The sequence below is a fragment of the Bdellovibrio sp. ArHS genome, from assembly GCF_000786105.1.
Classification (GTDB): domain Bacteria; phylum Bdellovibrionota; class Bdellovibrionia; order Bdellovibrionales; family Bdellovibrionaceae; genus Bdellovibrio.
The window spans coordinates 1-25,175 of sequence record NZ_JTEV01000035.1; the positions used below are offsets into that span (position 1 = coordinate 1).

Sequence of the window (25,175 nt, forward strand, 5' to 3'; positions counted from 1 at the left end):
CAAAGAAGGTTCTAGCGACGCAAATTTTTCTATAAGCCCCTGATGGCAGAAGTCCATGACTTTGGATTTCTGGGATGGCGAAAGTCCCGGGAAATTTCGAGCAATGTCTGACGTGGGGGGCGGAATCACTGAGCTTTGAAAATCATAATCTACATTCTGATCCCCCAAAGGTCGAATCCAAGACAATGAGGCGGCTGGCTTGACACCTCCCTTGTCCAATTCAATCGAAATGCCGGGATTCAAACGAATCACCTGCGCCTGGGGTAACAACTCAAGAATTTCTTGTGAAAACTGCTTATACGTTATTGGAAAAAAGGCGTAGTTATACCATGACCAAGGCTCCTGAATAAACTGGCAGGAGCTGGGAACGATGTACTTCGGCTTTAAAGCGCCGATTTGCTCAAGCCATTCCGGGGGGAGGCTCAAGGAAACGACTGGCGCCCGCGAAGGTGCGATAACATCAAGTTCGCGCATGGTTTGAAATGGCCATAAGATCATATCCCAGGGGGCTTCATTTTTCAGAAGATCCAGTGTGGTGTAGTCGATCCAAGAGTCGACGACATTCAGCACATTCACTCCGCCGCCTTTAATCTGAAACAAAGAATCGACGTCTTCATCTAAAGCTTTTCTTGGGATGATCTCTAAGTCGCCGACGATCACGCTTTGATTTATTGCCAAGGACTGTACGTTGGCGAAGCCCAACTGCCTAATTAAGTCGAACATTTCGTCGTGCAGGCAATACATGTAAATGGGTGTGTTTCGATCTAAAAGATGAAGGCTTTCCATCGAACAATGATCGTCGTGGTAATGGGAGATGAACACGGCGGAAAATTTTTGCTCCCGAAGACTTTCCTGGTCAAACTCAATGGGCGGAAAGGCATAACAGTTGCGACTGAAAGGATTCTCAAAAATCGGGTCGAAGACAATTCGCGTCTCGCCCAATTCAAAAATGTAACCCGCATGTAAAATTCTGGATATTTTTAAAGACACAACGGCATCTTAATGAGCTTGGGCATCCGGCTCAAGCTATTTACAAATCACCCTCTATTTGCCTGCTTCGACCAAAGCTTTAAAGTTCTTTAAGCCCTTATCGAAGGTCGGACTCATCATAAAATCCATTATTAAGCCAAAATATCTTTTAAAATAGGAAAGACGCTGCTCATAAGACCACGTCAGGGTCGTTACGGATTCGCCTGTTGCGGCAACCGTCCACAGGGCCCTTGCTTCTCCTTGGACTGGCTTAAGAAAAATCATTTCTATTTCGACTGACTTTTCCGGAACGATATTCACAATCGTCAATTTTCCTTGGCCCGTCTTTTCTCCGGCCCAAACCATCGTAGACCCCAAGCCCGTTCCCGAAACTTCGACTTTAGAACTGGGGTCGTCTTCTCGAAAAGGATTCCACTTCGCAAACTCGTTCAGATCCGTCAGCTTTGCGTGAACCACACTCAGTGGCGCATTGATTTCGATACTTCTGGTCAGTTGATACTGAGCTGGCAAAAGAACAGGAGCAATAAGCAGAACTAATAACAGGGCCACAAGGAAGTACATTGCCGTTCTCATCTTGATCTCCTTCTTTTCAAAGCTTTTTTCAAATTTTCCATATCGGGACCTGATATTGTCAATGACGTCCCCCTATGAGAGAATACGGGAATGTTAAAAAATTTCTTTCCTGACCGTGAACATAAAGCTCTTCTTTTCGATTTCGATGGCACCGTGGCCGACACAATGGGTGCGCACTTAAAGGCGTGGAATATTGGCCTTGCCTCTTACAACCTCACTTTAAGCAGAGAACAACATCAAGCCTGGGCAGGTCGACCCACAAGAAAAATTGTCGAGATGCTAAATGAACTGCACAATGTGCAAATCCAGGCCGAGACCTTCCTAAAAGAAAAGGAAGTTCACTACTTTTCAGCCATTAATGAAATCAAAGAAATTTCTTCTGTAATGGAAGTGATTCGTCACTATCATGGGTCTTTGCCCATGGCCGTGGTCACGGGCAGCCGACGGACTCCAGTGGAAACCACGCTAAAACATCTTGGCATCACACAGTATTTTGATCTGTTGATCTGCGCCGAGGACTATCACAATGGAAAACCAGCTCCTGATTGTTTTTTGCTAGGGGCTGACAAGTTGGGGATGGCACCGCAGGAATGCCTGGTTTTCGAAGATGCTCACCTGGGGATCGAGGCTGCAAAGAATGCTCGGATGGATTGCCTCAAGGTGGATGAGTACCAAAAACTTATCCGCGTTAAATATTAATCTGGCTTATAGCTACTGATGTTCTCAAAAAGTTTTGCCATTCGATGATAAAGCTCTGAAATATTCTTTTCCGGGCTTTTCCCGGACAAGTTTGAAGCTTCCTCGATTTTTTCGATACAACGAAGATCCTGACAAACATAGTAAGAACTGCTGACATCCGAGCTCATGTTCACAGTCAGCAGACCAATGTCTTCAGATGTTCCATAGGCATGACACCAGTTGCACAAACCACCGACGGGTTCGCCGCTAAGTGAAGTTCTTTTAAAGGCGACTCCGCGAGGCATATCCCAGTTCGGCATTTTGAAGACCAGATAAGTATAAACCCCTGAAGGCTCTCTCCAGGTAAAATAAGAGCTGATGTTCAATGGGAACTTCAATTTTTCCGGCAAGATCAGCTTCTTCTGGTCTCTGCGGCGAAAGGCCTCGATCAGTTCTTTTTCGGACGCAACCGAAAAGACATTTTCTTTTTGGAAATTATTTAACTGAGACAACACTGCGATCACCTCTCTTCTGACAATTTTAAGGCAGATATTACCAAAACAAAAGACTCAATTTCTTGGTCGAGGCGCTTTTGAATGACGTTTGCCAGTTCATCGCCAAAGAAATCACCTCTGCATCTGAGCTGTCCTAGAATAAGAAATCAAATACAAGCTAAAGGGGGCTTATGAAAGCAAAGTTTACTTCACCACAATCGGAACGTCGCTCTCACCGTCCGCATCTGGAGTGGGAAAAATCCGAAATCATTTCTATTGATCCTGAGGCCACATTGTGTGAGGCGGCTCAGCTTATGAAAGAATATCAAATCGGCGATGTCTTGGTCATGCATGACGATGGCCACGGCTCGCTGCTAGGTATCTTAACAGATCGGGATATCGCGATGTGCATCGCCGACGGCGCCAACCCGGACCGGGTTCGAATCAGCCGGGTCATGTCGCGTTCGCCCGTCACCGCCAGAGCTGAAGACGATGTTTTCACAATGATCTCTCTCATGAAACGATCCGGTGTCACACGTTTGCCCATTCTGGACCGCCGGGGACGCTTTATCGGCGTCGCTACTGCAAAGAACATGATTGAGATTTTAACGGGGGCTCTTTTTGATCTCACGCAAATCGGTGAAACTCAACATGATAACGAGTGGCAAAAGCATTAGAAGCTGTTGAAGGCCGGGACGAGTCGACCGTCCTGGCCTCAAGCATATCTAGTTTAAGAAAAGACAATATTCAAAACTCGCATCAGGATTATTGCGGTCATACCCTTCATCATAAATAAAAAGTTCTGCATTCTTTGCGATGCTTTCCCCTGAAGTCGGCAGCCATTCAAAGAAAGCCTTCCCCGCTGTCACACAGATTGTCTGGGGAAAACCCTGGTGAACGAATTTAACAAGTTTGCCCTCCGTAATCTCGTATTTTAATAGCTCTTCCGGCACATTTGAATAATCGCTGACGGCGGCCAGCGCATAATATTCACAAAACCCTTGCTCGTTATCAGGGAGGTCTCCAGTGATTATCGCATAGCGCTTGTGATTCAGACGATTGCCTATTTTGGGAATGACCGACCCAAGCTGAGCCCACAGCGCGGGGATCACTGACATATTTTTGGGCTCACCAGCACGAGCTCTGAGCGTCGTCTTTATTCCTATTAGCTTCAAGGATTCGATCTTAATGATTTCGGCTTGCATAGTTCATTCGATGCCGACCCAAAGCACATGTCAACGTTTTAAGCCATCGCAAATTTAAAAGTATTTGATACGAATATCCAGTGACGGTGTTCGCGACAGTTCAAACTGCGCACGGCTAAATGCGGGCGCCCCGAAGTACACTCTGGGATTACCGGAAAATCCGAAACCTTCTTGGGGTAATCCCATAAAATTTGTTTTAAATTTTCTGTTCCCGTCTTCATCGTGCATGACTGCGATGGCGTAGATTTCTTCTGTCAGGTCGGGAACTTCAAGACTCAGATTCTTTCTGCCTTCCAGCTTCACATAAAAAGTTTTTGCCGCCTTGGCCGCGTCATCAGGAAAGGCGTTCTTTTGTAAGGCCGAGAAGATACTCACGGCAAGATAACCTTCTCCGTTCCGCAGATCCGTAAAATTCAAAGTTAAGGCCTGCAAATTCGAAGTAAAGAACAATGCTAAGACAAATGATACTGATTTAAATTTCCACATATTCTCTTCCCTGCCACGTCACTTTTTTCTTTCTTAAGTTCTCAATAACCCCGGCAGCACTAAGAAGGGCAAATAGCAATAAGCTTAAAGGCGCCAAAAACGCCCCCCACCAGGCAAAGGCCCCATGCTTTCTTTGCATCAACATCAATGTCGGAAGCGCCACCAGCACTGACCAATTCCACTGAAAGAAAAGAGCAAACATCAAAGTCACTTCAATAAATGCCCAGAACGTCACCTTTTTCATGCCTAATCTTAAGAGGCGTTTCCAGCCCTGCCAAAATTCTTTCACCGAATCATACATCTGCACCTGATAGAGGGTCGCTGAGGGAAAAATCGTATAGCACAAGTTCTTATCAATAATTTTTTGCGCCAGCTCGATATCTTCCGTCAATGACGATCGAAGTTCTTCGTGGCCTCCGACAGCGACATAGGCCTGTCTAGAAATCAAAAGATACTGTCCTATGGCGTAGACACGATGTTTATTCCGAGACCCTGGGAATCCAGCAGCGACTAAAGGAAGCAGATGGAACAGTCCTAAGGACTTCTCCCACCAGTTTAAACAAAGATGATATGGAGGAGCAGAAAGCAAATCTGCATTTTTTTCTCGCATAAAATCCAAGGCGGACGCCAAAGAGGCCGGCATGTGTCTAGTGTCCGCATCAGTAAACAAAAAGAATTCGCCGCGAGCCGCTTTTGCGCCAACCGCACAGGCCCACGACTTTCCGACCCAACCTTGCGGCTTTTCGGGAGCTTTAATGACTTTAATATTCTCTTTGACGGCAAGCTCGTAAGTACGATCGACCGATTGGTCGTCCACGACGATAATTTCTGCGTTAACGTCTCGTAGCTTTTTCAGGGATTGAATCAGATCAGGAATATGGCTTTCTTCATTTCGGCATGGAACTATAATGGATACCAGTGGCAGAGCACCGACCTTACTCTTTGTCGCCGCATGACGACGCGACCAGGTGTGGTAAATAAGAACACCCAGCCCTACGAATGAAACAATAAGATCCCAAAAAGTCACGGAAGGACCGCCAAGGTCTCTTTCACTCCGGGATATCCGTCCACAAACCATGTCCACCAGGCGGTGATCATGATCAGATGGCCGACAAGAATGAAAAAGTGACTCCACATTTCAACGCGGTCGGATTTTTGCGTAAAGTAGCGATGCCAATGCATCCCTTCGTCCACAAGACTATAAACGATACTTAAGAAGATCAGCACCAGCGCCGGGATCTTCATGAAGCTGGGATTTTCATAAGCTAGGCAAAGGGCCATGACACTTGAAATTCCGGCTGCAATCGTTATGTGATGAACTAGGGCTTCGCCTTTTTGCAGAGCTTCTTTATAAATGGTCCGGTGACCAATGGTATCAAAGGCGATCGCAGAGGTGAAAATGAACGTTCCCAACGGAATATTCCAGGCATACGCCGGGTATTCAACTCCATGCACATAGCCGATCGAAAAAAACGCCGCGATCACCGCCAAAAGCCCGAGCATCATTCCGACCCAGACGAAATAGACCAGCCAGTCCTTCATGTCGAATTGTCGGATCCGAGAAACATAGATAATGGATTCTTCGATAAACGAAGTTGCGTCAGGCTTTTGCATTAGACCTCCAGAAAACTAAACGCTGACTAAATGATTGAATGACCCAAAAAATGCCCCGCCCTATCAACAGGATCTTTTGCGGGAGAGATACATAGATCCGTGATTCAAGGGAGGCGGGGCCCAGTTTTAAAATTTTATGACCAATCTGAGAGTACACAGCGGCGGCAATTGCCACAGCCAACGCTGATCGGACCGGCAGGTATTTCAAACCTTGACGGCCCTCTTCGTAAAGAGCGTCGGCCTTCTTTAAAAGCCGCTGCACCAAAGAAAAAACTTTATCGCGCTGTCCTTCATGTAGCAGTTGCGCAGAATCAATGTGTTCTTCTTCCAACCAGGTGCCTGGCAAATAAATGCGATCCTTCTGATAGTCCTCTTTAATGTCGCGGGCGATATTCGTCAATTGCATCGCATTTCCCAAACTTACGGCAGCTTCTTTCGCCACAGCAAGATCCGCTTTCATCAAATACGACATCATCAATCCCACGACACCCGCTACTTGATACGCGTAGGTATCGAGTTCAGATTCAGTTTTGATTCGCACAGACGACGTGTCTTTTTTAAATCCGGCTAGAAGCTCTAAAGGAAACTGCGCAGGAATCCCATGCCGTCGACAGACTTTGCCCAGATCTGAAAAGATTTCGTCATCACTGGGTGCGCGCAGTCCATTCACGGTGCGAATCTTAAGCTCTTCTAAATCGACACTGGAGCCGCCGTTATCGATGACATCATCGCAATGTCGACACCATCTGTACAACGCCCAGCAATCTGCCTTTGTTTGTCGATCAAAAAAAAGGCTCGCCAGATAAAAGCTTTTCGAACCTTCTTCAATCGCCTTTTTCGCTGCCGTCTTCATAGCATGCCCAAATCTTCCTGGATGACACTGACTGTGGCTTTCGCGGAAGAGACCACGCCGGGAACCCCGGCTCCAGGATGAGTGCCGGCGCCGACAAAATACATTCCCTTCAATGAAGCATCTCTGTTGTGAGTGCGGAAGTAGGCACTTTGATGCAGAACCGGTTCCAACGAAAATGCCGACCCCACATGGGCATTCAAATCCCTTTTGAAATCTTCCGGCGTGAAAATCTTCTGAACGACCAGATTTTCTTTGAGACCCGGAAGATATCGCTCTTCAAGATACGTCAGAATTTTTTCGGCGTATTTCGGTCCCTCTACTGACCAATCCACATTCAGATTGCCCAAATGCGCCACCGGCGAAAGAACATAAAAACATTCATGGCCTTCCGGAGCCAGGCTCGAGTCAGTCCGAGTTGGAGCATGCAAGTACAAAGAGAAGTCGTCAGGCAGCTTTCCTTTCTTAAAGATATCATCCAACAATCCACGATACCGAGGACCAAAAATGACATTATGATGCGCTAACTGAGGATACGTTTTCTTGGTGCCGAAATAGATCAAGAAAAGCCCCATGCTGTGGCTCATTTTCTCGACCCGTTTGGCGGTGTTTTGAGTTGCTTTTTCAGAACGCAGCAAATGCTTATAGGTGTGAACAACGTCTCCGTTACTGACGACCAGATCAAACTCTTCGGTGCGGCCATCCTTTAAGCGTAGGCCGGTGACCTTTTGATTTTTGGTTAGGATCTCGTCGACTTCACAGGAAAGCTCCAGTTCCCCGCCAAGCTCTTTAAAAAGTTTCACTAAGGCCTGAATCAAAGCACCCGTTCCGCCTTTGGGAAAGTAGACACCATCTTTTCTTTCAAGGTAGTGGATCAGAGTGTATATACTGGACGTCGAAAACGGATTGCCACCAACCAGAAGACTATGAAAACTGAAGGCCTGGCGTAAGTGTTCGTTCTTAATATAGCGGCTGACGGTTGCATATACGCTGCGGTCCGCTCTTAAGCGCAACAGCTGTGGTGCGGTTTTCACCATACTCCACACATTCAAAAAAGGCTTGGCCGCTAATTTTAGATAGCCTTCCTGATACACCTCTTTCGAATACGAAAGGAAGCTCTTGTATCCCCCCGCATCTTCCGGCGAAATCTTTTTGATCTGACTTAAAGTGTCTTCGATGCCGCCACCATAATCGAATTGAACACCATCATGCCAAAAAAGTTTATAGAAAGGCTCTACCTTAAGAAGCTCGACATAGTCTTCCAGGCGACGACCGCTGATCGAGAAAAGTTCCGTTAATGTCTCGGGCGCGGTTATCACCGTGGGACCGGCATCAAAAGTAAAACCGTTTTCTTTGAAAACGTACGCACGTCCACCAGGCAGATCTCTTTTTTCAAAAATTTTCACCTGAAAGCCGGCACTCTGCAGACGAATTGCCGACGCCAGTCCGCCAAAGCCACTTCCGATCACTGCTGCTTTTTTTTTACCCATAAGCTTTCATCAGTTTTTGCTGAAGCCTTTCTAAAATCATTCGTTGTTCCGGATTTAAAGAAACTCTTGTCTGAAGTTCATCCATCGCCGACGCCATATAAGATTCTGCTTCGGCCTTGGCGCTTTGCAGAACTCCACTTTTATTCAAAAATTCACGAAATTCGAAATAGTTCTTTTCTGACCGTCCCGCGATAACACACATGTCGCCGAACTGCTGTTCAGAAAGAACCTTTGCCGCCATAGCGATCACAAAAGTCACTCGCTTGAGTTGAGCATCCTCAACCCATTTTTTGAGATTTGTGCCCGCCGAAACATTTCCAATATCGTCATGCATTTGCAAAGCCACACCGATTTTCTTGCCAAAAGTCGCCAGCGCACGAACAAGATTTACATCGGCGTCACAAGCTAAGGCACCTATCTTACTAGCAAGTTCTGCCAGTGCTCCCGTTTTTAATTCCATGGAGGCAAACGAAACCTCAGGAATTCGATACTGGGGTATAGAATCAAACGCGGTTCCAACATCCAAAGCTTGTCCATAGTGAGCTCTTAACAAAATGCTCTGAAGCTCTTCTGACAGCGCTTTTCTTGCGCGCTCGGAAATTTTCATTCCTGAAACAATATTGAAGGGAAGAAAGTACATCCAGTTGCCGGCATTTAAGGCCACGGGAAGACCATAGAGGACATGCACGGCCGGGGCCCCCCGCCTTTCTGTGCTGCCATCCTGAATATCATCAATAACCAAAGAGCCTGTGTGCAGGATTTCCAGAATCGCCATGGCGTCTTTGGCAATGGCATTAACGGATTCAGAAGAAATATAGTTTCGCGAAACACATACCGAAAATCCCAGGTCTACCAAGGCCGAACGCAAATTCTTTCTGGGTCTGGATAATAAGTCCTGAAGAGGTCCCATCAGAGATTTCTCTAACAAATCGTCCAGGGCGGCGTTGTTACTTAGCTGAAGAAGATCACTGAGATTGGATCCCCGAGGAAATTCGATCTCTGTTTCAGTCAAGAAGTTCATATTGCCTCTTTTTCCTTTCTAGAAAAAACCGCACGCACGGCAGGCCACACATCCACTGGTGGCTTTCCCGTTAAGATTCTAAGAGCATCAAAAGCATTGGTGCTTCCTGAATAAAAACGCTCAATCAAGGCTGGCGACAGGCCGTAAAAGTGTTCAAATATCTTTCTTCTTTCCGCATCGGGAGCCGCCAAGAACATCATTCGATTCAATAAGAAGTAGAACTTTCGACGCAAAGCCTGCTGAGACCGGTAGTTTTTAAGAAGCTCGGCCACAGTGTGTTTATTTATATCCTTAAGCTCGGTAATTCCTTCCGCCATGCGCACACAGTCCGCCAAAGAATAGCCTGTCACCGGATGAAAAAAGCCGCCGGCCATTCCCAGCTTAATTGAAGAGTTTGCGTCGATTCTTTCTTCGTCCAAAGGAATGGGCAGAACTCCACTTTCAACCTTGAGGATCTGCTCAATATCCCAGCCCTGCGCCTTTGCATACCGAGCAATTTCATTTGCGAACTCGTCGTGATCCAGATCTGGGTTGTTTGCATAACGTGTGTCCTCAACAAGAACCTCGTTGTTTGAAAGAGGCAACGTATAAAAAAAGCGATATCCATCCACCTGTTTGACAGTCGCATCCATGAGAAGAGGCGCAGTGAGCCCATGCTGTTTTTTCAGTCGAAGAACTTGGCCCACAAACTTCTGGTAACCAAGTCTTGCTGCGGAAGTTTTGAAACCCCGACCATCAAAAACACAACTGAAAAACTGTTTTTGGCCATCATCGAAAACGATGTGATCTTCGAAAACATTTTGAATCGGTGAAGAAAATTGGAACTCGACACCAGCATTGAGCAGTTCATTGTGAAGAACTTCTGGCGTCACAGAAAGATATTCCGATTCAAATCGCTTGTGAAATTGTGGGAATCGAACCTCATAGGCGGGCCAGCGGTAAGCTGCTAGGCTTTCCATCAACTTAAAAGCCGTTGGGCTTATGTCGGATTTATGAAATGACCAGGTTCGACCCAAATCTATACAGGACTTTGATTCGTAGATGACGACGGGAAGGTCCGGATGTCTTTTGCTCAGAAACCAAGCCAACATGCCGTTTGCCAGCCCCGCCCCCACTAAACAAATTTTATTCTTTTGTATCGCCATGAGATTAATGTCTAATATTTGTCTAGGTTTCGTCAAGAGGGCTTAAAATATATACATGACTCTTGTTGTTATACAATTTCTATACAATAATTTGACTAAATGCAGACCGTTCGATAACTGTAATTTTGGAGCGCACTATGGAAGTATTCACGATTGGCATCGTTGCGAAGATGACCGGACTCACAGAGTTCACACTTCGCGCCTGGGAACGTCGTTATGGCGTCCCTCTCCCGAATCGAAGCGAAACGGGTCGCCGCGTCTATGCCCTCAGAGAAATCGAAAAGCTGAAAGTTTTAAAACTTCTCACCGAGCGCGGCCATTCCATCGGTGAAATCGCCCATCTGGATGTATCAAAGCTCAATGCCTTGGTTAAACAAAGCCCCTCAGCCTCGGCGACAGAACAAATGGTCTTGCGCATTATGGCGGCCACAGAACTCTGTGATCTGCCGCGAATTCTGGCCCTATTAAAGACGGCTCAATTAGAAAATGATACGCGCACTCTTCTGATCGAAGTTATTAGCCCGACACTCGGTGAAGTGGGGCGAAGAGTGTCGGAAGGCACTTTGGATGTTTATCACGAGCACGCGGTCTCTTCCGTTATTAGAAATATCCTTTCAGGAATTCTGTATTCCATTGAGCAGCTTCCGGAAAAGGCCGAAGCGAAGACCATCGTGTTCGCAACACCTGAAGGAGATTACCACGAATTTGGCATTCTTATTTCTGCCATCTTAACCGCACTTCGCGGAAACAAAGTTCTTTATTTAGGTCCGAACATGCCCGCAATCTCACTGGCTCGGGCAATAGAGAACGTGAATGCCGCGGCTGCCGTAGTCGGCTGCTCTGCGCCGCAAGAAGTCTTCACAAGCAGCAAGTATCGCGATTTCGTCAATCAGCTTTCTGACGTTGATCCTTCCGTGCCTTTCTGGTTCGGCGGCTTCAGAAATGAAGACATTCAATCCGTTCCTTCCCTAAAGAAAAGGAATGTGATTATGATGAATCGCTATCAGGATCTTGAAAAGGCCCTGAAGGATCTGACTCCTCTTTAAAATTCGAGTTTTCCTTTATTTGTTTCTTGATCCCTTGTTTTGATAGTGGTCTGCTTTGATAGAAAACATATTTTGCTATCGAGGGGACTCATGAACACATTGGATCAGGCCACAGACAATCGCTTGTTAAATAGAATTCTACTTAAAGTCGAAAAAGCGGGAAACGCTTTGCCTCAGCCTGCCTTGATGTTTCTATTTTTGGCGTTTGTGGTTGTCCTGATTTCCGCTGTCTTTGCTGGCATGGGCGTCGAAGCGACAAACCCCGTGACCAAAGCCGTCATTAAACCCGTCAATCTTCTTTCCGTAGGCGGTCTGCATATCATCCTTACAGACATGGTTAAAAACTTCACTGGCTTTGCTCCTTTAGGAACGGTGTTGGTGGCTATGTTAGGTTTTAGTTTGGCTGAAAAGAGTGGACTTCTTAGTGCAGTTCTTCGCCTAGTTGTGACAAAATCCCCGCGGGCCCTATTGATTCCCGCCATTTTGCTTGCCGGAATTTTATCGCACACAGCCGGCGATATTGGCTACGTCCTTTTGATCCCACTTTCCGCCATGGTCTTTCATAGCGTTGGAATGCATCCTCTTGCCGGTCTTGCCATCTGTTTCGCCGGCGTTTCCGGAGGGTTTGCGGCAAACTTTATTATCAGCGCCATTGATCCCCTACTCTCGGGCCTTTCTCAAGAAGCGGCGCGAGTGATGGATCCTCATTACGTGGTCACTCCTGTTGTTAACTGGTATTTTATGTCGGCGTCTTCGCTTTTAATTATCGTGGTCGGAACTATCGTCGGTAAAAAAATCACCATACCTTATCTTGGGAACTACCAAGGCGATTCTCAAGTCGCAGGCCCCACAGATCTTAGTTCTTATGAACGTCGCGGGCTTTTATGGGCGGGACTGGTATTTTTAATTCTTGTTATCGGCTTGATTTGGGGAACGGTTCCCGCTGACGGCTTTTTAAGAAATCCTGAAAATGGTTCTGTACTAGATTCTCCATTCATGAAGGGAACTATCGCGATCATCTTTATCTTCGGTACGCTGACCGGTCTTGCCTATGGACTTGGCGCCAAAACATTTAAAAACCAAACGGACGTCACCAATGCTCTGCAAGATTCTATGGCGACCATGGCTCCTTACTTGGTGATGGTCTTTTTCGCTGCTCAATTTATCGCTCTTTTTGCGGCCTCCAATGTGGGACTTATTTTAGCCGTCAATGGTTCTGACTTTCTGAAGTCCATGGGGCTTTCCGCAATTCCGTTGATGATTGGATTCATTATTCTTATTTGCATTCTGGATATATTTATCGGCAGTGCTTCGGCAAAATGGGCACTCACGGCGCCCGTCTTTGTGCCAATGTTCATGTTGCTGGGGCTTTCGCCTGAACTTACTCAAGCCTCTTATCGTGTTGCCGACTCGGTGGTAAATATTATTTCGCCACTGATGCCCTATTTCCCTCTGATTCTTGCCTTTGCCAACAAATATGATCCCAAAGCGCGTGTGGGAACTTTGATTGCGTTGATGATCCCCTATTCCGTCGCTTTCCTGATTACTTGGTCGATTCTTCTTTTTATTTGGATCGGCTTCGAATTGCCATTGGGTCCAGGCGCAAATCTTCGCTATTTGATTCCAGGGCAGTAAACTTAAAGGTCCCACTCCTTCGTAAGTGGGACCTTCCAATCTACTGGCGCGACGCCAAGTCGTAACGATCTAGGTTCATAACTTTGTGCCAAACCGCTACAAAGTCGCGCACGAACTTTTCTTTAGCATCGTCTGCCGCATACACCTCAGTCAAAGCACGCAGTTGCGAGTGAGCTCCGAACACCAAATCGACGGCTGTGGCGGTCCACTTGGTCTTTCCGTTTTGTTTATCTTTGCCCTCATAAATACCTGCTTTAGAGGGCTCGCTCCACTCGATATTCATATCTAGAAGATTCGTGAAAAAGTCCGTGCTCAAAGTTCCTGGCCGCTCTGTGAAGACACCATGGCGAATCCCTTTATAGTTTATATCTAATGATCGCAGGCCGCCCAAAAGCACTGTCATCTCGGGCGCAGTTAAACCCAGCATATTCGCTTTATCCAACAAGAGTGTTTCTGGTGAAAGATGTAAATCATCTTTCACATAGTTTCTAAATCCATCCGCTTTGGGCTCAAGAACCGCAAAAGAACTTTCATCGGTCTGCTCTGGCAGGGCATCCATGCGACCTGGAGAAAATGGAACAGTAATACTATAGCCCCCTTTTCTCGCTGCCTCTTCAACGGCGGCACAGCCGCCAAGAACGATAAGATCTGCCAAAGAAATTCTTTTTCCTTTGTTTTGAGATCTATTAAATTCGGTTTGAATTTTTTCAAATGCCTGCAAAACTTTTTTTAGCTCGGTGGGCTCATGGACCTCCCACTGATTTTGCGGCGCCAAACGAAGGCGTCCCCCATTGGCACCTCCCCGCTTGTCAGTCCCCCGAAACGACGAGGCTGCAGCCCAAGCTGTCGCCACTAATCTTGAAGAGCTTATTCCAGAAGACAAAAGCGCCTCTTTAAGTTTTTTTATATCCGCCTCATCAACGAGTTCGTGGTCGAGGTCAGGTATCGGATCTTGCCAAAGTTGCGCCGGCGGAACCCAAGGTCCCCAATAGCGAGAACGCGGCCCCATATCTCGATGAAGAAGTTTAAACCAAGCCTTTGCGAAGGCCTCCGCGAACTCTTCGGGGTTTTGATGAAAATGCCTAGATATCTTATCGTAAATAGGATCAACCTTAAGGGCCAAATCGCTGGTCAGCATGGTTGGCGAATGTTTTACCTTTGGATCATAGGGATCTGGCACCGTCTCTTTGGCCTCTTTATTTTTGGGCTTCCATTGATGAGCGCCTGCGGGACTTTTTGCAAGCTCCCAATCATAGTTATACAAATGATTGAAAAAATCGTGAGACCACTTTGTCGGCTGAGTTGTCCAAGCTCCCTCCAAACCACTCGTGATGGTGTGCGGGCCCTTCCCCGTTTTGTACGAGTTTTTCCAACCTAAACCCTGGGCGTGAAATGGGCAGGCTTCAGGTTCCGGCCCCACATGATCTGGCTTCGCAGCTCCGTGAGTTTTTCCGAAGGTGTGCCCACCCGCTATTAACGCCACGGTCTCTTCGTCGTTCATCGCCATTCGAGCAAAAGTTTCACGAACATCTCGCGCTGAGGCTTTAGGATCTGGTTTACCATTGGGCCCCTCGGGATTCACATAGATGAGTCCCATTTGCACAGCGCCAAAGGGATTTGCAAGATTGCGATCTCCGCTATAGCGCTCGTCTCCCAACCAAGTGTCTTCGGGTCCCCAGAAAACCTCGACAGGCTCCCAGACATCTTCACGTCCAAAGGCAAAACCAAATGTTTTAAAGCCCATGGACTCTAAGGCACAGTTTCCGGCGAAAACCAAAAGATCTGCCCAGGAAATCTTTCGTCCATATTTCTTTTTTATCGGCCACAAAAGACGTCGGGCTTTATCAAGGTTCGCATTGTCGGGCCAACTGTTCAAAGGCGCAAATCGCTGAGCGCCGTCTCCGGCGCCGCCCCGACCATCATGAATTCTATAGGTTCCCGCTGAATGCCAACTCATACGGATGAATAAAGGACCATAGTGCCCGTAATCGGCCGGCCACCATTCCTGGGAAGTTGTCATAACTTGAATAACGTCTTGCTTTAGGGCTTCAACATCAAGCTTTTTAAATTCTTCAGAATACTTGAAGCTGCTCTCCATTGGATTCGTCCGAGGAGAATGCTGATTCAAAACCGATAAGTCCAACTGCTGAGGCCACCAATCCCGATTATTCCTGGGGCGCATGGTTTTTTGGGGCTGCGGCGGAGATATCGCTGGATTTTCACTTTCGCTTCGAGGTTCAGACATGATCAGCTCCTTTTCATGTCTCAACGGTTTCAAAAGTTTTTTAAATTGGAAAGAATTTAGTACTTAAGGCTATGCGATCATTGTCTTTACGCATGTCCACACAATTTCGACTTTGCCACAAAGCAAACGCGGCGATCCGAAGATCACCGCGTTTCTCTTAGAGAGTTTTTTGTCTTCATTTCCCCGGAAGAAAATCAGGATTTACCTGTGACCTTTTTAAGAATAATTTCCAAAGGACAAAATTTTGTAAATCCAGATTGCAGAAGATTCGCACCGACAAAGGCCGTAAACCATAGCCAATTAGGGGAATGATAGTGAGCCAATAAGAGGCTGGCTAAAATAAATGTTCCTGCAAATACCCGAATCATGCTTTCGATTGTCATAGTAAACTCCTATGAATTAAGTTGTGCACGAATGTCTTTCAAACGTGATTTTCCTACAAACCAATAATACAAAACCGGAACAGCGAAGCGACTAAGAATTGTCGCCGCCACTTCACCAAAGATCAGGCTGACTGCCAAACCTTGGAAAATAGGGTCGGCCAACATCACCGAACTTCCGACAACAACGGCCGCCGCTGTCAGAAGCATAGGACGGAAGCGAAGAACCCCGGCGCTCACGACTGCCTCTTTCAAATCCATTCCCTGAGCCAGTTGATGCTCGATAAAGTCGACCAGAATGATCGAGTTACGAACGATAATTCCTGCGCCCGCAATAAATCCAATCATCGAGGTCGCCGTGAAGTAAGAATCCAACATCGCGTGCCCCGGAAGAATTCCGATAAGCGAGATTGGGATCGGCGTCATGATAATGAGTGGCACCGTAAAGCTTCGGAACCATCCCAATACCAGGATATAAATCAACACCATCACCACCGCAAAGGCGCCACCGAGATCGCGGAAGACCTCGTAAGTGATGAACCACTCGCCGTCCCACTTCACAACCGGAGCCGTGGTATTCCAAGGCACTTCGGCCGTCTGCAATGGATATTTGATCTGCGGTGCCAGCTTCAAGATCCCGTAAACCGGAGCTTCTTCGTCACCGGAGAGCTCGCTCATCACATAGGATACGGGCTTTAAATTCTTGCGGTGAAGAACACGATTCTCCAAAAGCTCGGGTTTCTTTAATGCCAAATCGGCCTCGACCGTGCCCGTTTCAAAAGAAGGAACACGCAATCCCGCAAATGGATTTTCGCTGGAACGGCTGACCTGTGCGACCGATAGATCGACCGCCACTTCCTCCGGAGAATTAACATTGGATAGTGTCGTGATGGGCGTTTCAGAGAATATAAATCGACCCAGCATCATCAAGTCTTGGGCACTTGTTCCCAACTTACCACCCTGAAGCTGATCGTATTCAAACACCTTACGCGGGCGTCCCACACGCATAGTCGTATCTAAATCCACGACGCTTTTTTCATTCGCAAAAATCTGCTCGATTTCGCGAGCGACCTTATTGCGAGAAGCAGCATCGGGCCCATAGACCTCAGCAATCATCGTCGCTAACACAGGAGGGCCTGGCGGAATTTCCAAGACCTTCGTGACCGCCTTCTTGTCTTCACCGAATTTTTTGATAAGAGGACGAAGACTTTCGATGACCTCATGACTGGATTCTTTTCGTTCCCCTTTTTCTGTCAAAACAACTTGCAAGTCAGTTTGATAGTCTTGATTTCTTAGGAAAGTATGCTTCACCATCCCTGAGAAGGAATATGGCGACGGCTCACCCGCGAAAATCTGGACGGCCTGTACTTCTTTATTCTTCAGAATTTCCGTCGCCAATTCGCGCGACCACTGCTCGCTGGTCTTCAAGGAAGTATTGGTCGGATAGTCGATGAGGACCTGAAATTCTTGCTTGTTGTCAAAAGGAAGCATTTTTACTTTAACGGATTTAAAGTAAATAAGACTGCTTGCCGCGACCAACAAGGCCACCGTGAAAGCGCCGAACGCTAGTGCAGAAGTTCTTGTGCCTAACAAAGTCTCCATGACTTTCTTATACAGGCGATCCAAAAATCCCAGCTTCTGTTCAGACTCGGCCGTAGCTTCGCCCTCATGATGGTGACTTTTTAACAATTTTACTGCAGCCCAAGGGGTCACAATAAAAGCGACAAAAAGAGATAGAATCATCGCAAAGCTCGCGCCTACAGGAATCGGCTTCATGTACGGACCCATCAAACCTCGCACAAAGGCCATGGGCAAAATCGCGGCGATCACTGTAAAGGTCGCAAGAATTGTGGGATTTCCAACCTCGTTAACGGCTCTGATGGTCGCTTTGACCAAGCCGTCTTTCACGTTGGCCTTCAAATGTCGCTCGATATTCTCAACAACGACGATCGCATCGTCGACCAGGATACCGATTGAAAAGATCAAGGCGAATAAGGTCACGCGATTCAGCGTGTAGCCCATGAAGTAGTAAATAGCGAGTGTCAGGGCCAATGTCACCGGAATGGCAATCGCCACGACCAGCGAGGCGCGAATACCCATGAATATCGCGATCAAAGCGGAAACCGAAAGAGTCGCCAAAAGAAGATGTTCAATCAACTCGTTAGACTTATCCGCGGCGGTTGATCCATAGTCACGCACCACAGACATTTTGATGTCTGCATTGGGTTGCTCTTTCATAAACGTATTCGCTCTTTCCAAAAGCTCTTTGGCAAGCGTGACTACGTTGGTGCCTTTTCTTTTTGCAAAGACAATGGAAACAGCCTTTTCAGGGTCCGCGTTCTTTTCCAATAAGACCGAGCTGCGTATGACCTCTTCAGGGCCATCCAAAACCTGGGCGACGTCTTTAACATAAACAACGCGCCCTGCGCGTTGACCAATGGAAATCTGCTCGACATCTGCTTTCGTTGAAAGACGCCCACCGACCTCAATATCGACAACAGAGGACTCACTCCAGTTTTTGCCCGCCGGAGCAAGGGCATCATTGCTCTTCAATGCCTGAGCCAGACTTAATAAAGAAACACCCTGTGCTTGCATTTTTTTAGGGTCCGCAATCACGCGGATGGCTCTTTTTTGTCCACCCAGAAGTTCAACACGAGCCAAATCAGGGGTGCTCGATAATTCGCGGGCTAGTGGGGCCACACGAGTTCTCAACTCAAAAGCATTTAAGTTTTTCGAAGTGAAAGTTAGCACCAGAAACGGAACATCATCGATTGAAAATGACTTCACATCTGAAGGCATCACATTCGGTGGCAGTTCATTCTTAATCGTCATCAGCTTATGATGAATCTTAACCAAGCTCGGTTCCATCGGCTCGCCGACTTTAAACCTTACCGTGACAAGACTTCCATGCGCCATACTACTAGAGTAGACGTATTCAACACCGTCCAGTCCCCACACCGCCCGCTCAATGGGCTCTGTGACCTTACGTTCGGTTTCTTCCGGTGAAAAACCCGGCGCGCCCGTACGAATGTCGATCATCGGAACAGAAATCTGCGGTTCCTCTTCCTTCGGGGTTAAATACACCGCCATCAGGCCCAGCAAGATGCTGGCAACGGCCAGAACCGGCGTCAATTTTGAATGTATGAATGTCTGTCCAAGTCTTCCCGCGAATCCAAGTTTTTCGTTTTTCATTTGCGTTCCCCATTTCCTTGAAATGGAATTTGAAAGGCTGTTTTCGTGACACTTTCTGAAGCGTTTTTAATTAAACCTAATTGCAGATCACCTTGCTGAGAAATCAGATCCGTGCGGCGATTCAGGATTTCAACAAGTTGCAAGGCCGAAATGGAACCGTTCTTAAACAATGTCGTCGCAACCTGCATTTGCTCATTCAACAGCTTGTCACTATTTTCCAAAAGCTTAAGGTTTGCACGCATAGCACGATCCGCTTCTTGAGCTGCGAAGTATTCGGCTTCTTCTTGTTGCGCCATTGCTTGGGTCATCTTTTCAGACGCCATCGCATTTATTTTAGCCTCTTTGTACTTACCAAAATCAGCTGCGTCGAAAAGATTCCACTGAAGATACAGTCCTGCTGTATATCCGTTGGCGGTCCCCCGTGTTCCGTTGAAGACGTAAGATTCTGCAAAGGCGCCAACTCGAGGCAAATAGCGAGCTCTTTCCATTTCAGCCATCTCTGACGCCGCTTTGGCGCCCTCATATCCGGCCTTCAATTTAGCGGATTCTGCTTTTCCCGCTGAGCTACTTAGAAACTTTTCAACAAAGGTCGTAGAACCCATCTTCTGCGGAGACCAGCTTTCCTGATCCCATCCCATCGCAAAAAGAGATCTGCTGAAGGCTTTTTGCTGACTTTGATATTGCTCGATAAGACCACTGATCCGGTTCGATAGGGACTTCATTCCCAATAATCCCGAATAACCGACAGGATTGGATTTTTGACCAATCTGATAGTTTCTGATGAGCTTTGAAATTTCCAAGTCTATAGCCTGTAACTTTTCGATTTGCGCATTCACGACAGAAATGGAGCCATAAAGCTGCCCCACTTTTGCATAGAGTTCGGTTTCAACCTGAGAAGAAACATGTTGCTGAGACTTTAAGGAGTGCTCAAACATGTCCACTTGATTGGACTTCATGCCACCCTCATATAAAGCTAAATCCAACCCCAACGCCCCTCGAGTAAAGGTCTGTGAATCAGGGTTGTTTAAATTGTCCGGAATAAAGTCCGTTTGTTTAATCTCTCGCTGCGATAGCAAACCAAACAAAGAGCTGCCCGGATCGTTGGTATTATAAGAGCGCGCATCCAGATAAACTTTGGGAAGCCAATGTCGAGAGGCTCTTTGTTGTCCCTCACTAACCGCTTCCTGTTGCAGTCTTGCGGCTTCTGGAAGTGGTGAGTTGGATCTGATTTTAGACCAGACATCCTGAAAAGATGTCTCGCTATGGGCAAATCCTGGAAATGCCATCAGGGCGATGAAAACAATGTTTTTAATGGGTGTCGCCATATTTACCTCTAAGTCTTAAGAAGTGTGAACATTTGTCCAAGAACCAGCGTTAATAACCTTTTCGAAACCCTTGTCCTTTAAGAACTTAAGAGCCATGCCACTTCTGCCGCCAGAAGCACAACAGACGATGATGGGTCTTTTTTTATCAAGCTCAAGATACCTTGCCTCGAAAATATTCAAAGGAATGTTGATGCTGCCTTTGCAACACCCACCGCGATATTCTTCGGGGGAACGAACGTCCACAACAACGGCATTTTCTGCTAGATACTGTTCAATAAGAGGTTTCATTTTAACTGTTCTCCATTTTTTCCAAGCTAAAAACAATACGACCAAAACGATCCAGGAATAAGGTTGATTCAATAATTCATTCATTCGTGTTCCCACTTTCTTGCTGTTAATCGCCGCAGTATTCTTTCTGGATAACTTCGATCAACTTTTTAAGTCTTTTGTCGGCAATAGAATAAACTCTGTAACGACCTTCCTTTTCGCACTTCACAAGGCCTTCCAGGCTTAATCTTGTAAGAAAGTGGGACATCTGAGATTGAGAGATCTCACAAAGCCCAACAAGCTCACTGACGGTTTTTTCGCCCGCCAGAAGATGCCCTAAAACCATAAGGCGTTGAGGATGGGCCATTGATTTCAAAATATTGCTGACGTCTTCACAGGATTTTTCCATTTTTTCTATTGATACCGGCACCTGCTACTCCTTTTCCTATCTTTATATATCGTAATATTGACATATTATGTTTTTATCATATATCATCGTTTTTAACGACGCAATAATTATTTTAACAAGCAAGGGCGTCTCAAAACGGGCACCCTAAGTACTCGATATAAGAGGTGAAAAATGAAAGTAGACTTACAATGGACCGGTTCCATGAAATTCACAAGTGTCGCTGACGGCAAAGAAACTGTGATGGACGCGAAATCTCCGATTGGCCAAGGTTCGGCCATGACCCCCAAAGAGTTGGTTGGCGCTGGCCTTGCTGGCTGCACCGCTATGGATGTGATTGCACTCTTTAAAAAGCACAAGCAGCTTCCTGAAAGCTTCGATGTGTCTGTGGATATTCAAACCTCATCCGGCGGCTATCCCGTTGTCTTTACGCACGCCCTTCTAACATACAAGGCCAAAGGGGCCGTTTCCAAAGAAGTCTTTATTGAGGCCGTGACGTCCTCCCAGACGAAGTACTGTGGTGTCAGCGCCATGCTCGCGAAGGCTTTTCCGATTGAATATAAATTGGTTTTAAATGACGAAGTTATTCATGAGGGCCAAGCCCACTTTTAAACTTCACAAGATTTTGTATCGGCGCTCTAAAAAGTTAGAGCGCTTACTTTGACTCTTCAAAAGAGTACTCAGAGCGAAGAACTTCTCCTTGCCATACTGGCGCCCATTTTTCTTGGGTATACCAACCAACTTCGCCCTTCGATGGCACTTGCATCCCCTGCACGGTTTGGTAGTCAGCAAATCGCCCCTCCCAAGCAACTTGTTTATATTCTCCGTTGAAGCTCCCCCAACGTCCCGGCGAATATATGCCGATAACCTGACCCTCAGGAGCAAAGCGAAACTCCAAAGACACCTCGACTCCATGATCTCGAAGTGTCGCTAAAGCACGTTGATTATCGATGGCGGACCATTGCACCCCCGCCGAGGGAAGAAGCGCGGTAGGATACCAAACCGCTTCCGCCAAATAGCGGTGAAGAGCCCCAGAGTTTAATTCCGGCGCATTGCTCGCATTGCCCACGGTCAAAACCGAAAGCAGGCGCACAGCGCCACTCCCAACACCACGAATATACGAATCAAGAACCCGCACATGAAGCGGTCCCGCGATTTTCACTTTTGCATTCCAAACAAAGCCGGGCGTCGACGCAGAAACTTTTTGAATAGCAGTGAAATCCATCCACCTTTCCGAACTAGAATCCGTTCTCAATCTTCCCGATTGTACAAAAGTGGCTTCGGAAATCGTGGGTTGCCCCTCCGTCAAAGCCCATTTCAAGTATTTAGATACCGGCTCTGGCAAGTGGGAAAGATCCTTGGCTGAAAACCGTTGCTTGAAAGTAGGTCTTGCCGTTTTCAATTCCAGCAATAGCCCGCTAATGCGCTTCCGTGTTTGAGAAACTCCGATCAGGATAAACACGATGGCGATTCCAGAAACCGCTGACACTATCAACACTAGATCTTTCATTGACCGCCTCACTTCGTCCACTTTTGCACGAATGCCCCCTGGGGCAATGCAAAACAAGTTGCGACATAGAGAAGCCAGCCTCTGGAATGTCAGCTGATTAGCTATTTAGATATTGCTTCACCGGCGGCGAATCGCTTTAATGAATCACCAAACGGCTTAAATGAGCTTTCTTTATTTTAAAGGCTCTGACCGAAAGGAAATCTTGTTTGTTGGGAGTCTCCACTTTACTAATCCTTCTCCACGTCCTTATTTTCTTTGTCTCGGTCATCGTCATCGCCTTCATTTTTCCAATTCGTCGATGGTCCTTGGTAAAGTGGCTGATTGTTCTCCTGTCCTCTTTTTGTCTCGTTTCATTTTTTTGCTTAAGCATATTTGCGCACCACGAGTACGACTTAAAAGTTCTATTTTCCCGTCTGCGTTTTGTCGGGCTGGCGATCCTCGCGCCTAGTTGGCTTCTATTTTTAAGTTCCAATTTTCAAAAATGGAAGTGGCTGCGTCGTCGCGAAGTGATCATTCTTCTTTATGCCCCGGCCTTAGTGACCGCCATTTGCGCCGTTTGGCCAGCATTTCAGGACCTCATTTTAACAGACTTTGCCCCCATTCAAGTCTTTGGACTTTCCGTCCTAAAATATAAAGCGGGCGTCTGGTATCCTGTTCATTATCTTTGGAGTGTCCTGTTGCTTGTGGCGTCCTTTGCTCTAGAGGCTCAGGTTTTTATTCAAGGTAACAGCACACAACGAAAACAAGTGTCCTTCTTGTTTTTAGGTTCACTGATATCATTGACCACGGATGTCTACTGCGTTCTTACCGATTCACCTTTTCGTTGGACAATGCTTCCTGCCGGATCCTATTTGTTTACCGCGTTGGCCGTGGCCTACGGTGTATTTCGCCAGCGGCTTTTCGCTTCAATGCTGATCGACGTGGAAAAAGTTTATCTCCAACTTCCCGACCCGGTAGTCATCCTAAATAACGAAGGGAAGATCATCGGATATAACCACTCGGCAAAGATCCACCTTCATTTGTCGGATGCCGCGATCGACAATTCTATTACGAAGGTTCTTCCTGGCGTTCCCCAAAACAACGGCGACTTTCAGTTTCTTTCTGAAGCCAGGACTTCGAGGTTCTTTGAGCTGACGCACAAAGAGTTTGGAACAGCCATGGAGACTGCGGGTAGAGTTCTTTTCTTCCGAGACGTCACGGAAAGAAAAGCTGCCGAGCAACGACTGCAAGAGGATGCCGAATTCCGAAGCCTGCTAATGAACCTGATTGCGCACGATATGTACGGTCATATTCAAAGTCAGACTCGTCTGTTGGAAATTCTAAAGAAAGATATCGGCAGCAATGGCAAAGAGGTGGCGAATATCCTGACGACTTCATCGTTGGCTTCAAGAGACCTGATTCAAGGACTTTTGATGTGGTCGAAAACTCAAGACAGCCACTTTCAACCGCAACTTCAACCTTTCGAAGTCTGCGTTTTCATCGAAGATGTCATCGCCGAGCTATCGAGCCTGTTTCAAGAAAAAAATGTGCACATCCGCACTCAGGCCCCGACATGTCCCCTGATTGCCAATGGCGACTCGCAAATGTTAGGCACTGTGGTTCGCAATCTTTTAACCAATGCCCTTCGTGCGTCTGGATCTGGCCAAGAAGTTCGCATTAACGTGTTCAAGGACGAAAACAACCTTCGTATCGACGTAGAAGATGAAGGCGTGGGTATGTCTCACGAAGATATTGTCCGCCTCATGGAACGGGGAAAAAACAGAACTTTCAAAAATTCATCAGGAGACGGATTCGGTATCGGATTTAAGCTTGTGATGTATTTTATGGATTTGCATAGTGGGCACGTGCAAGTGCATTCACAACCCGGCAAAGGAACTCAAGTTAGGTTATTACTTCCGCTGTAAATACCAAGCAGTAAGTTCGGCCCGGTTTCGGGTTGCGGTTTTTTGGCCTAGCTTTGCTCGATGAGTTTTGACGGTTTCAACAGAACACCCCAACGCGCGGGAAATGGATTCATTGGTATGCCCCTGCGCAATCAACACCAAAACTTCCCACTCACGTGGAGTTAAACCCTCGCCGCGGGGTTTTGCAAGAAGTTGCGCAATCTGGGGATCAATAAAAGTTTGTGCGTTTAAAGAAGCAGATTCCAATGCACGCCTGAAAATCTCTTCGGAATGAAGCTTCGATAAAAGGGCTTGTACACCCTTCTCTTGAACCTTGTTCAGAACACTGGTGTCTTCGCAGCTCGAGATAATTATGACGGGAATATGTTTCGGCATCTTCTGAAGATGTTCCAGCAAGTCCAGGCCAGAAGCATCCGGAAGAATTAAGTCCAAAATCACTAGGTCTACAGCTCTCTCCGAGAGCGCGTTTATTAACTGACGCCCGCTATGCACCTTGTGAATCGTTGGAGCATAGCCTAAAGCTCGAGTTAGGAATACTTCTACGCCTGTCGCGCAGATGGGATGATCCTCGCAGATGATGATGTCGTGGAAATAAACGTTCAGAATGACCTCATTTAACGGCATGTTAGAACATCCCCATTCTTAGTTCAAGCGCCGAAGACACCCGACCTATTTCCAGTTTTGATTTTGAATCCCCCTGAATCACTCTTTCGAGGGAT

The 25,175-nt window shown here is 46.8% G+C and carries 25 protein-coding genes; 6 read left to right on the forward strand and 19 right to left on the reverse strand.

The annotated features are described in order from the left end of the window. The coding region (locus tag OM95_RS15765) for an MBL fold metallo-hydrolase (protein ID WP_041875920.1) at positions 1 to 990 on the reverse strand (990 nt) is incomplete at its 3' end. Between the two features lie 54 nt (positions 991 to 1,044). Beyond that, positions 1,045 to 1,563, reverse strand: coding sequence for an SRPBCC family protein (locus OM95_RS15770; RefSeq protein ID WP_041875923.1), 519 nt, complete (start codon positions 1,561 to 1,563; stop codon positions 1,045 to 1,047). Between the two features lie 90 nt (positions 1,564 to 1,653). Between OM95_RS15770 and OM95_RS15775 the strand changes: the two genes are divergently transcribed. Then, positions 1,654 to 2,262 carry an HAD family phosphatase gene (locus OM95_RS15775; protein WP_041875926.1) on the forward strand — a complete coding sequence of 203 codons (609 nt, stop codon included), beginning with the start codon at positions 1,654 to 1,656 and terminating at the stop codon, positions 2,260 to 2,262. Here the strand turns inward: OM95_RS15775 and OM95_RS15780 are convergent. Continuing rightward, positions 2,259 to 2,756 (reverse strand): FBP domain-containing protein, encoded by a 498-nt coding sequence (locus OM95_RS15780; protein ID WP_291516625.1) that lies wholly within the window; start codon positions 2,754 to 2,756, stop codon positions 2,259 to 2,261. The two genes, OM95_RS15775 and OM95_RS15780, sit on opposite strands and share 4 nt — an antisense overlap. Positions 2,757 to 2,926: 170 nt before the next feature. Here OM95_RS15780 and OM95_RS15785 point away from each other — a divergent pair, with 170 nt between their 5' ends. Continuing rightward, positions 2,927 to 3,412: a CBS domain-containing protein gene (locus OM95_RS15785; RefSeq protein WP_041875929.1), complete on the forward strand. Its 486-nt coding sequence runs from the start codon at positions 2,927 to 2,929 to the stop codon at positions 3,410 to 3,412. Positions 3,413 to 3,460: 48 nt separating this feature from the next. On the opposite strand, the gene OM95_RS15790 is transcribed toward OM95_RS15785, so the two are convergent. Genes OM95_RS15790 through crtY form a run of 8 tightly spaced genes read right to left on the reverse strand, consistent with a single transcriptional unit; the run spans position 3,461 to position 10,546 of the window. After that, positions 3,461 to 3,940, reverse strand: coding sequence for a GyrI-like domain-containing protein (locus OM95_RS15790; protein ID WP_041875931.1), 480 nt, complete (start codon positions 3,938 to 3,940; stop codon positions 3,461 to 3,463). Between the two features lie 54 nt (positions 3,941 to 3,994). Next, on the reverse strand, positions 3,995 to 4,426 hold the full coding sequence (locus tag OM95_RS15795; RefSeq protein ID WP_291516627.1) for a DUF2141 domain-containing protein: 432 nt from the start codon (positions 4,424 to 4,426) through the stop codon (positions 3,995 to 3,997). Next, positions 4,413 to 5,453, reverse strand: coding sequence for a glycosyltransferase (locus OM95_RS15800; protein ID WP_041875933.1), 1,041 nt, complete (start codon positions 5,451 to 5,453; stop codon positions 4,413 to 4,415). Before OM95_RS15800 ends, OM95_RS15795 begins: the two co-directional genes overlap by 14 nt. After that, positions 5,450 to 6,040, reverse strand: a complete 591-nt coding sequence (locus tag OM95_RS15805) for a hypothetical protein (RefSeq protein WP_041875936.1) — start codon at positions 6,038 to 6,040, stop codon at positions 5,450 to 5,452. Before OM95_RS15805 ends, OM95_RS15800 begins: the two co-directional genes overlap by 4 nt. After that, positions 6,027 to 6,893: a phytoene/squalene synthase family protein gene (locus OM95_RS15810; RefSeq protein ID WP_041875938.1), complete on the reverse strand. Its 867-nt coding sequence runs from the start codon at positions 6,891 to 6,893 to the stop codon at positions 6,027 to 6,029. Before OM95_RS15810 ends, OM95_RS15805 begins: the two co-directional genes overlap by 14 nt. Next, entirely contained in the window at positions 6,890 to 8,380 is a 1,491-nt protein-coding gene (locus OM95_RS15815) for a phytoene desaturase (RefSeq protein WP_041875941.1), read from the reverse strand. The genes OM95_RS15810 and OM95_RS15815 overlap by 4 nt, the downstream gene beginning before the upstream one ends. After that, positions 8,373 to 9,401, reverse strand: a complete 1,029-nt coding sequence (locus OM95_RS15820) for a polyprenyl synthetase family protein (RefSeq protein ID WP_041875944.1) — start codon at positions 9,399 to 9,401, stop codon at positions 8,373 to 8,375. The genes OM95_RS15815 and OM95_RS15820 overlap by 8 nt, the downstream gene beginning before the upstream one ends. Beyond that, on the reverse strand, positions 9,398 to 10,546 hold the full coding sequence (gene crtY, locus OM95_RS15825; RefSeq protein WP_041875947.1) for a lycopene beta-cyclase CrtY: 1,149 nt from the start codon (positions 10,544 to 10,546) through the stop codon (positions 9,398 to 9,400). Before crtY ends, OM95_RS15820 begins: the two co-directional genes overlap by 4 nt. Positions 10,547 to 10,683: 137 nt before the next feature. Here crtY and OM95_RS15830 point away from each other — a divergent pair, with 137 nt between their 5' ends. Further along, positions 10,684 to 11,592: a MerR family transcriptional regulator gene (locus OM95_RS15830; RefSeq protein WP_041875949.1), complete on the forward strand. Its 909-nt coding sequence runs from the start codon at positions 10,684 to 10,686 to the stop codon at positions 11,590 to 11,592. A 90-nt stretch (positions 11,593 to 11,682) separates the two neighbouring features. Next, positions 11,683 to 13,227: an AbgT family transporter gene (locus OM95_RS15835; RefSeq protein WP_041875952.1), complete on the forward strand. Its 1,545-nt coding sequence runs from the start codon at positions 11,683 to 11,685 to the stop codon at positions 13,225 to 13,227. A 40-nt stretch (positions 13,228 to 13,267) separates the two neighbouring features. On the opposite strand, the gene katG is transcribed toward OM95_RS15835, so the two are convergent. The 6 genes from katG to OM95_RS15865 form a co-directional block, all read right to left on the reverse strand. Further along, positions 13,268 to 15,472: a catalase/peroxidase HPI gene (gene katG, locus OM95_RS15840; protein WP_041875954.1), complete on the reverse strand. Its 2,205-nt coding sequence runs from the start codon at positions 15,470 to 15,472 to the stop codon at positions 13,268 to 13,270. Between the two features lie 194 nt (positions 15,473 to 15,666). After that, positions 15,667 to 15,855 carry a DUF2892 domain-containing protein gene (locus OM95_RS15845; protein WP_041875957.1) on the reverse strand — a complete coding sequence of 63 codons (189 nt, stop codon included), beginning with the start codon at positions 15,853 to 15,855 and terminating at the stop codon, positions 15,667 to 15,669. Positions 15,856 to 15,864: 9 nt separating this feature from the next. Continuing rightward, complete coding sequence (locus OM95_RS15850; protein WP_041875959.1) at positions 15,865 to 19,044, reverse strand: efflux RND transporter permease subunit; 3,180 nt, start codon at positions 19,042 to 19,044, stop codon at positions 15,865 to 15,867. Next, positions 19,041 to 20,369: a TolC family protein gene (locus tag OM95_RS15855; protein WP_041875961.1), complete on the reverse strand. Its 1,329-nt coding sequence runs from the start codon at positions 20,367 to 20,369 to the stop codon at positions 19,041 to 19,043. Before OM95_RS15855 ends, OM95_RS15850 begins: the two co-directional genes overlap by 4 nt. A 15-nt stretch (positions 20,370 to 20,384) precedes the next feature. Further along, entirely contained in the window at positions 20,385 to 20,741 is a 357-nt protein-coding gene (locus OM95_RS15860) for a rhodanese-like domain-containing protein (protein ID WP_291516629.1), read from the reverse strand. Positions 20,742 to 20,763: 22 nt separating this feature from the next. Beyond that, on the reverse strand, positions 20,764 to 21,066 hold the full coding sequence (locus OM95_RS15865) for a metalloregulator ArsR/SmtB family transcription factor (RefSeq protein WP_291516631.1): 303 nt from the start codon (positions 21,064 to 21,066) through the stop codon (positions 20,764 to 20,766). Between the two features lie 150 nt (positions 21,067 to 21,216). Here OM95_RS15865 and OM95_RS15870 point away from each other — a divergent pair, with 150 nt between their 5' ends. Continuing rightward, positions 21,217 to 21,654: an OsmC family protein gene (locus OM95_RS15870; protein ID WP_041875964.1), complete on the forward strand. Its 438-nt coding sequence runs from the start codon at positions 21,217 to 21,219 to the stop codon at positions 21,652 to 21,654. Between the two features lie 43 nt (positions 21,655 to 21,697). Here the strand turns inward: OM95_RS15870 and OM95_RS15875 are convergent, their stop codons facing one another. Beyond that, the gene (locus OM95_RS15875) at positions 21,698 to 22,552 is read right to left on the reverse strand and encodes a DUF6544 family protein (RefSeq protein ID WP_291516633.1); all 855 of its coding nucleotides are present in this window, start codon (positions 22,550 to 22,552) and stop codon (positions 21,698 to 21,700) included. Between the two features lie 209 nt (positions 22,553 to 22,761). On the opposite strand from OM95_RS15875, the gene OM95_RS15880 reads away from it, so the two are divergent. Beyond that, entirely contained in the window at positions 22,762 to 24,456 is a 1,695-nt protein-coding gene (locus OM95_RS15880; RefSeq protein ID WP_291516642.1) for a histidine kinase N-terminal 7TM domain-containing protein, read from the forward strand. Here the strand turns inward: OM95_RS15880 and OM95_RS15885 are convergent. Next, positions 24,442 to 25,080: a response regulator transcription factor gene (locus tag OM95_RS15885; protein WP_041875969.1), complete on the reverse strand. Its 639-nt coding sequence runs from the start codon at positions 25,078 to 25,080 to the stop codon at positions 24,442 to 24,444. The two genes, OM95_RS15880 and OM95_RS15885, sit on opposite strands and share 15 nt — an antisense overlap. Positions 25,081 to 25,175: the final 95 nt, after the last annotated feature.

Coding starts and splice junctions, on each gene's coding strand:
- OM95_RS15770 (WP_041875923.1), bottom strand. CDS start 1,563: ATGAGAACGGCAATGTACTTCCTTGTGGCCCTGTTATTAGTTCTGCTT.
- OM95_RS15775 (WP_041875926.1), top strand. CDS start 1,654: ATGTTAAAAAATTTCTTTCCTGACCGTGAACATAAAGCTCTTCTTTTC.
- OM95_RS15785 (WP_041875929.1), top strand. CDS start 2,927: ATGAAAGCAAAGTTTACTTCACCACAATCGGAACGTCGCTCTCACCGT.
- OM95_RS15790 (WP_041875931.1), bottom strand. CDS start 3,940: ATGCAAGCCGAAATCATTAAGATCGAATCCTTGAAGCTAATAGGAATA.
- OM95_RS15795 (WP_291516627.1), bottom strand. CDS start 4,426: ATGTGGAAATTTAAATCAGTATCATTTGTCTTAGCATTGTTCTTTACT.
- OM95_RS15805 (WP_041875936.1), bottom strand. CDS start 6,040: ATGCAAAAGCCTGACGCAACTTCGTTTATCGAAGAATCCATTATCTAT.
- OM95_RS15810 (WP_041875938.1), bottom strand. CDS start 6,893: ATGAAGACGGCAGCGAAAAAGGCGATTGAAGAAGGTTCGAAAAGCTTT.
- OM95_RS15815 (WP_041875941.1), bottom strand. CDS start 8,380: ATGGGTAAAAAAAAAGCAGCAGTGATCGGAAGTGGCTTTGGCGGACTG.
- OM95_RS15820 (WP_041875944.1), bottom strand. CDS start 9,401: ATGAACTTCTTGACTGAAACAGAGATCGAATTTCCTCGGGGATCCAAT.
- crtY (WP_041875947.1), bottom strand. CDS start 10,546: ATGGCGATACAAAAGAATAAAATTTGTTTAGTGGGGGCGGGGCTGGCA.
- OM95_RS15830 (WP_041875949.1), top strand. CDS start 10,684: ATGGAAGTATTCACGATTGGCATCGTTGCGAAGATGACCGGACTCACA.
- OM95_RS15835 (WP_041875952.1), top strand. CDS start 11,683: ATGAACACATTGGATCAGGCCACAGACAATCGCTTGTTAAATAGAATT.
- katG (WP_041875954.1), bottom strand. CDS start 15,472: ATGTCTGAACCTCGAAGCGAAAGTGAAAATCCAGCGATATCTCCGCCG.
- OM95_RS15845 (WP_041875957.1), bottom strand. CDS start 15,855: ATGACAATCGAAAGCATGATTCGGGTATTTGCAGGAACATTTATTTTA.
- OM95_RS15850 (WP_041875959.1), bottom strand. CDS start 19,044: ATGAAAAACGAAAAACTTGGATTCGCGGGAAGACTTGGACAGACATTC.
- OM95_RS15855 (WP_041875961.1), bottom strand. CDS start 20,369: ATGGCGACACCCATTAAAAACATTGTTTTCATCGCCCTGATGGCATTT.
- OM95_RS15860 (WP_291516629.1), bottom strand. CDS start 20,741: ATGAATGAATTATTGAATCAACCTTATTCCTGGATCGTTTTGGTCGTA.
- OM95_RS15870 (WP_041875964.1), top strand. CDS start 21,217: ATGAAAGTAGACTTACAATGGACCGGTTCCATGAAATTCACAAGTGTC.
- OM95_RS15875 (WP_291516633.1), bottom strand. CDS start 22,552: ATGAAAGATCTAGTGTTGATAGTGTCAGCGGTTTCTGGAATCGCCATC.
- OM95_RS15885 (WP_041875969.1), bottom strand. CDS start 25,080: ATGCCGTTAAATGAGGTCATTCTGAACGTTTATTTCCACGACATCATC.